Origin of the sequence: Saonia flava (assembly GCF_011927795.1) — a bacterium.
GTDB lineage: Bacteria > Bacteroidota > Bacteroidia > Flavobacteriales > Flavobacteriaceae > Saonia > Saonia flava.
The window spans coordinates 823,181-830,572 of record NZ_JAATJJ010000001.1; the positions used below are offsets into that span (position 1 = coordinate 823,181).

General features: G+C 40.8%; 2 protein-coding genes. Both read right to left on the reverse strand.

Translation table 11 applies throughout. The features are described 5' to 3' along the window. On the reverse strand, window positions 1-5,811 hold a 5,811-nt coding region (locus GGR42_RS03635; protein WP_167960947.1), incomplete at its 3' end, for a malectin domain-containing carbohydrate-binding protein. An 821-nt stretch (window positions 5,812-6,632) separates the two neighbouring features. Next, window positions 6,633-7,392 (reverse strand): PKD domain-containing protein (locus GGR42_RS16875; RefSeq protein WP_167960949.1); only part of this gene is annotated, 760 nt, incomplete at its 5' end.

Below are 7,392 nucleotides of genomic sequence, written 5' to 3' on the forward strand. Positions count from 1 at the left end.
AAAGGTACCGCCGTCACGTACCGATGTCCAAGCCGTGGAACCATTGTCCACCACTGCTCCATTGGAAAGGTCCCCAAAGTCCTCCAACCATATGGTGCCTGATACTCCTCCTTGGAGTCCTTCCAATCCTATTGTTAATGTCTCCCCTATACCATAATCTACAACCAAGTCTGCCTTAGCATTATCGGATGAACCTGTATAAATTAATGTAAATTGATGTGTTGAATTGGCTTTAACAAACCCGGGATTGAGAGCCCCAGATACTATAGCAAAATCAGATGCATCTGGTCCTACAATGTTCATTTCTGTAACATATACACCCATATTACCGCCTGAGGCATCCAAATCTATCAACACATTATTGCCAGAGCTCAATTGTACAGTGGAAATCCCATTCAAAATGCTTGATGTTCCGGGCACTCCAACTGGAGCATCACTGCCGAAATATTCCATGTTTTTTTGATTACCGCCTCCACGACTTGGAGATCCAGCAGTCACATACACCCCACTACCCGATACAATAGCTTGGAAGCCATGACGTTCAAAATTCATATCTTCCAATCTTGTCCACAAGCCAGTAGAAGGATTGTATGATTCTGTTATTCTTAATGCATCGTCAATATTTTCACCATACACAATTTCATTTCTAACTTCTCCACCCATAACAAGCAAATTACCATTAAAGTTTGCTACAGCCGGAGCTGCTCTTGGAGTAGGAAGATCAGCTTCTAGGGTACTCCAAGAACCACTTGTGAAATTATATACATCAACTTCTGGTAATACAGGCTTAAAACCGCCTCCATCGCCACCGGATTGTCTTCCTCCAACAGCATATAAATTATCATCAATTACCACTGCATGGAAATGATCTCTTGCTCTCGGAGCATCTAGATTATCGAGTGCAGTCCACACTCCCGTAGCAGGATCATACTCATCAAACCAAGGCACATAACCACCGGCATGGCCCAGTGTGTTTCCTCCTACGATATAGAACTTATCATCATAAACTACCAAGCCTGCTGATCCTCTTTTTCTATTTTCTGGTATTTCTGGTCCTTGTATCCACTCTTCATTTACAGGGTCAAAAGCCCATATATAATCAGCAGGAGGTTCCGGAAACGTATTATCTTTAAAGGAACCAATAATCCAAATAAGTCCTTGATATTCGGTTGCTTGAAAATGATTGAACTCAAAAGGAGCTGAATCTACAAGAGATGTCCATGAGTCATTTGTATAATCATATATGTCTATTGTTCTGGCACTTTCACGGCCACCCATAAGGTAAAATTTATCGCCTACCTGAACGAATGAACACTCATGCCTTGCCGTATAATTTTGGTTTTCATTTTTAAGAACCCACTCCGTACCAATTGATCCTGTATTCACTGTTATGGTCACCGTATCGGTGTCCGTTTGGTCATCACCATCTGTTACCGTCAATATTGCATCATAACTACCAGTAACTGTATAGATGTGTGCTGGGTCCACCTCATTGGACAATGGGCTACCGTCTCCAAAGTCCCATTCATACACCACCACTCCAACATCATCTGATGAATTGCTTCCTGTGAAATTCACCTCCAACGGAAGTTCTCCACTAGTAGGGGTTGCCTCTGCCAATGCAATGGGTGGGGCACTTGTCACTGTACTACCGCTGATTTGTATAGCAGACAGCTTAGGCTGGTCCACCCCTCCATCGGAGGCCAATGCAGACAGGTAAAGGTTCAGCTCACCATCAGATACCGTAACCGGGAAGCTTTTCACCGTAACAGTCTCAGAGCCAACATCCGCCGTAATATCATAATCATCTAGTTCTAAGGAGCCCTCAATCGTCACGTCGAACACCCTAAGTCCTTCACCACCTTCACCACCACCAGTGGTTCCCCAGTATAGCTCAGCCATATGGAGCCACACAATGTAATTTCCATTAGGAACGGGAATGTCGTAACTATAGAACTGGTCTGAAGAGCTACGCTCGGTTTGGTACAAAGGAGGAAGTTGTGCCTCAGAGTTTGAATAGGTGTCCCCCCCAACAAAAAACTCATCTGCTTGGTAATCTACCCCATTATGTGTAAGGGCAGGTCCACCGGCATTGATGTTCAGTTCAAATAATCCTTCTGGCAGTATAAACCATTCAAAGGACATGGATTCTATATCTTCGGTATCTCCATCATTATCATCAACAATGATGGTTACGTTATAGGGCGATCCAGTGGATGCACCCATCTCTACGGTTCCCCCGATCTGGCCATTTGTAGGTTCAATTGTTACTCCCGCTGGAAGACCGATTGCTGAGTACTGAAGATTACCATCTCCTCCTGATGCTTGAACAAATAAGCTTCCATTTAACGCTTCCCCTTCCTGGTTTGTTTGATTTGCCAGTTGCTGAATGCTAATGGGATTGCTGGCATCAAAAGATTCTATGATTTCTATACCGCTTATCACGGCATCTCCATTATTGAAATTAATCAGTGAAATATTGATGAAATCATCCAGCACTTCAATAGTTTGTGAAAGAACAACACCATTCCTAAACCCATATGTCCCAGATAAATCAATATTATCCATGTTAGGATAAATGTTTCCTTCAACTTCAACATCGTATACCCTTTCCCCTGCTTCCGAAGTAGCGTTTACACCGTCCCCCATATAGAGTCGTATTTCGTAAATTCCAGAAAGGTTCACCGGAAACGAATAGGTAACATGGGGAATGGACTCAAAAGTATCATATCTTGATGTATCAAAAATGTTGGTAGGTGTGGTTGACAAATCCACTGAAACATCAAAAGACTGCATGGATTGTACATTTCCTACCGTATTGGTTTCTAGCTGAATGAGATATTCATTTGGATTGCTACTTGTGTCCGCTGCCCAAGAAATTCCACCATCCAAAGCCAAAATTTGTGGACCACCGGCGTTCACCCTATATATTACAGGAGATGAAGCCACATTCACATTGAAGACAAATTCTGTAAAATTCGTGTCTTGATCCGTGGCCCTAATGGTAATATTGCTATTTGCCACTGTTGATGGATAATTAAGTGTCAAAATATTTCCATTGACCTGGGCACCTATATTTAGATTTGTATTACCAGTAACAGAATAAACAAGATTTTGATTTCCATTATCATCATCAAAATTGTTGTTCAAATTGAACGTATCCGACCCGGAATTGATGTAGGTATGAATATCCGAAATGGTACCTGTAATGGTTGGTGCGCCTCCAATAACATTCAAATAGTCCCATGTTCCCTCCAATTCAACACCTGTAGTATTTGAAGTCCCTATAAGTCCAACCGCAAGAGGATTTCCTGTTTGTTGGATTGATTCAAGAACTGCTCCTTGTGCATTAATAGTGCCCAAAGCCTGTCGCCCTCCACCATCAAAGGCATATTCCAATCCTATTTCGCCTGTGGAAGGGTCTACTAAGAAATATAAGATGGCACTGGCTCCAGGGCGATTGTTAGAGGCAATGGCCAATTCCAGAGGGGTTTGTTCTGTATCATCAATTTCCTGACGCACCTGCAATCCTGATGGGGTGATTACAAACTTAATATAGTTACTCTGCGTTCCATCTCCCATAAATATACCCAATTCGCCATTGGCTGGACTGGATGCGTGATACAGTTGCAAGTTGTCCGTAAAATTGATTAGTCTAGAGACAATGGTATAGGGAGTTGTGGTTATATCAGATTCCACACCATATTGGAAACCCTTCTCTTGGTTATTGCTGTTTCCTAAAGCGGTTCCTGCAGTCATCTGCATTGTCATGGCTCCTATTGCCCCTCCTAGAATATCATTGGGGTTTGGATCATCTGGATCATCTCTTCGATCCAACCATTGCAGCCAATTGGGATTGGCATCCCCATTGTTCATCAGCCCAGTAAAGCCAAGTCCTAAATATCCTTTCAGTTCAGTATTACTCGAAAACAATTGATTGATTACCGGTATACTAAAAGCATCGGTCCCGGAATCCTTGGAATCCCCCATTTGAAAGGGATCTAAGGCATCAAGAATCCCATCATTATCATCATCGGTATCATTCAAATCAGAAAGCAAGGTTCCCCCGGCTGATTTATCGAAATCATTGGGCTGAGATCCTCCATTACAGGGGTCTGAACCATTTTCATCTTCATCTTGATTTGTATAACCATCAAAATCGTAGTCATCAGTTGCGTAACCTGGAGTACTAGGTGGATTACAAACTATAAAATCTTGTGGTTCAAATGCGAATATATTTCCTTCCAAAGTTGCAACCCATATTGATCCTGGAAAGATGTCCGTATCAGAATTACATGTTACACCAAGTGCATTCCCTTCCAGCCCAGATAAAAAATTGGATGTCAAATTTTGTAATGACCCATCTGGATTTAATTGAACACGTCTTAGTCTTCCTGTATTCACACCAGCAATTAAATCGCCTTGCATGGCCCCGCCAAAATTGCCAGCTGTATATTCATCGATACCATTGGTGTTGGTGCCCCAAAGCGTAATAATTTCAGCATCATCACCATCAGGGTTGTTTATACCTGGTCCCCGCCAATCTCCTTCCACTGGATTCGCCATATCTGCTGGTACTGGAGGCCAGTTTGCTGGTAAACCTATATCTGGATTAGTTGTTGAACCTGGAGTGGAACCATCTGGATCATATATCTGTGTTCTAAATACCGCTCCATTGGTTGTTCCATCACTCGAAGGGTTGGTATATAAACCTGCACCTAAAGGATTGGCCCGTGTTGGGTTCGCATGACCCCCATAAAAGCTTCCCGGATCATATGAATTGATGTTGTTGGTAACACGTTTAAGATTATCTCTGTTATTAACAGATTCGCCCCCAGAATCTTCACTACTCCCTGGTTGTAAGGGGTTAAAATTATTGGTCACATTGCCCGTTCCTTCCTCAAAAGGAAATCCACCCCAACCACCATTGGCACCATTATCCGTGGTATAAACGGCTCCACTTTCCGTTATAACAAAATCATATATGTTTCTATGTCCAGGAGAAAAAATTTGTACAGGACCTTCACGTACTATGACAGCCTGATTTAATCCATCGTTGCCACCAAAAGGATCGTTAACATCAACACCATCATATCCAGGAGAATTTGGATCTATAATTCCATTTACATTTGGGCGACTGGGATCATCCAATGTAGGAAGGTCATAAATATAGCTACGTCCGTTATCGTCTAGAATAGGCATACTTTCCAAAGCATCTAAATCAACTGATAGAAGTGCTGCTGTGAGCGCATATTCACCGGTATACGCAAAATTTCTGGAAGGTGACCCAGCATTTGTATGCCCTCCTTGAGCAATAATTAAATAATCACCTCCATTTATTTGAGCCAATTCCAAACCATTTGAGGCATGGTTTTCTTCCGATCTTGGCAGCCCCCTAACAATGTCAACTACATCCCAATTGGTACCGGTCCACGAGATACGAGTTATTGTTCCTGAATTTGTGTCAAGACCACTATCGCCATTACCACCACTGCCAAAACCTCCAATCCTAAAATCGCTTGACGCAACATATATTATTGGGTTTTCCGCGGTACCCCCTACTTCAATGCCCAAGGTTTCCCTAGAGGAACTAAAGAATAGGCTTCCATCGTCATTGTAATCTTGAATAGTCGTTATGGCATCCAATTCTTCCGTGGCCGTAACCATGTAATTCCCTGGTCCATTCCTTTCAATAGTAAAAATTTTGATAAGCCCACGATAATCCGCGACATACAATCTTCCGTCCGGTCCAAACTTCAATGAAGTTCCATTAGTAATGGATGTAAACCCATTCAAATTAAGTTCATTCAATGAAAAACTAATCTGAGCTGAGGTTGAGATACCGTAAAAAAATAAAATAGTTAAACAGAGGAGTCGTACACACCTTTGTAATGCAAAGTAAAGTTGTACCATGTTTGTTTTTGGTTTAGTGGAAAAAAAATTATTGTGTAAAAAGGAAAGGGGAAATCCCCAAATTATATACTTTCTCATATTGGTTTTGATTAGCATTCGGGGGACTATACGAATATAAATCACAGGACTGTACATGCATGAATACATTGCATCAATTAGACCAATTACCATTAAAATCGTTGAATACCATTTAATCACAACCAACCTAAATATCAATAGATTAGGTGTTGTATTACTTTTCCTATTAATATATTATTAATAACTATTATAAACCCGTTGTATAAGTTAATAAAACATTTTTCTCAGAAAATATTATTGTTTTTTTTGATGTCTTTTAAACAATTAGCAATCAATATAAATTTTACATTATGTGTAAAAATTTACTTCAAACACTTTTCCTTATACTATCACATTATAAAATAGCATCTGTTTTTGAGAAAATAAATGTTCTAAAAGTTATTAGAGGCATGTTTGGGGAAACCTCAACTCATTGGCTAAGTATTACAGAAACAATATTAAATCCATAGTGCTAATATCAATGAAAAACATTATCGACTTCACAGCTGACAATTTTAATTAAAATAAAGTAAGCTGCCAAAATGGTCAATAGTACCATTTAACAGATTTATTAATTCCATCTGAGCAAAATTAGCCCAGTTTTGAAAATAAATAGAGGGCGATTTTCATCGCCCTCTATTTCCCAATTTGAATATTTTGAATTAGTTCTTGACCAATAGTTCAATACCTACTGGGTCGCCTTGGCTCAGTTCTATAGTTATATAGTATAGTTCGTCTCTAAGTCCGAATATTGGAATTTCATATAATCTTTCAACTAATATTTCTTGAGGTTCATAGGATTCCAATAATCTTCCAGTAGAATCATGAAGATTAATTCTGGTTACCATAACACCATCTGGCAAATTCATTACTTGAAGGTTGGCAAAAACGCTGGCTGGGTTAGGAGCCAATATAGCCTCCATTTCCAGTCCTAAAGCAACATTATCCATTACTTCTATTGTTATGGATGTAGCGCCTGATAATCCTTCGGCATCCACAACTGTCAAAGTGACCTGATAAGATCCCACCGTTTCAAAAGTATAGATTGGATTAGGTTCTGTAGAACTCCCTCCATCGTCAAAATCCCATGCATAGCTTACAATGCCCACATCATCTGTAGAGCCACTTCCTATAAAAGAAACTTCCAAAGGAGCATCGCCAGATTCTGGAGTAGCTGTTGCCACCGCAACTGGAGACTCATTTGCTGGTTCTGTTACAATAATCGTCAGTATATCTGTATCTGTCAGTCCATCCTCATCTGTAACCGTTAAGGTGACATCATAAGTCCCTGGTACATTAAATGTATAGGTCGGGTCCGCCTCGACAGAAGTGCCCCCATCAATAAAGTCCCAAGCATAGCTCACAATACCCACATCATCTGTAGAGCCACTGCCCGTGAAAGAAACCTCCAAAGGTGACAAG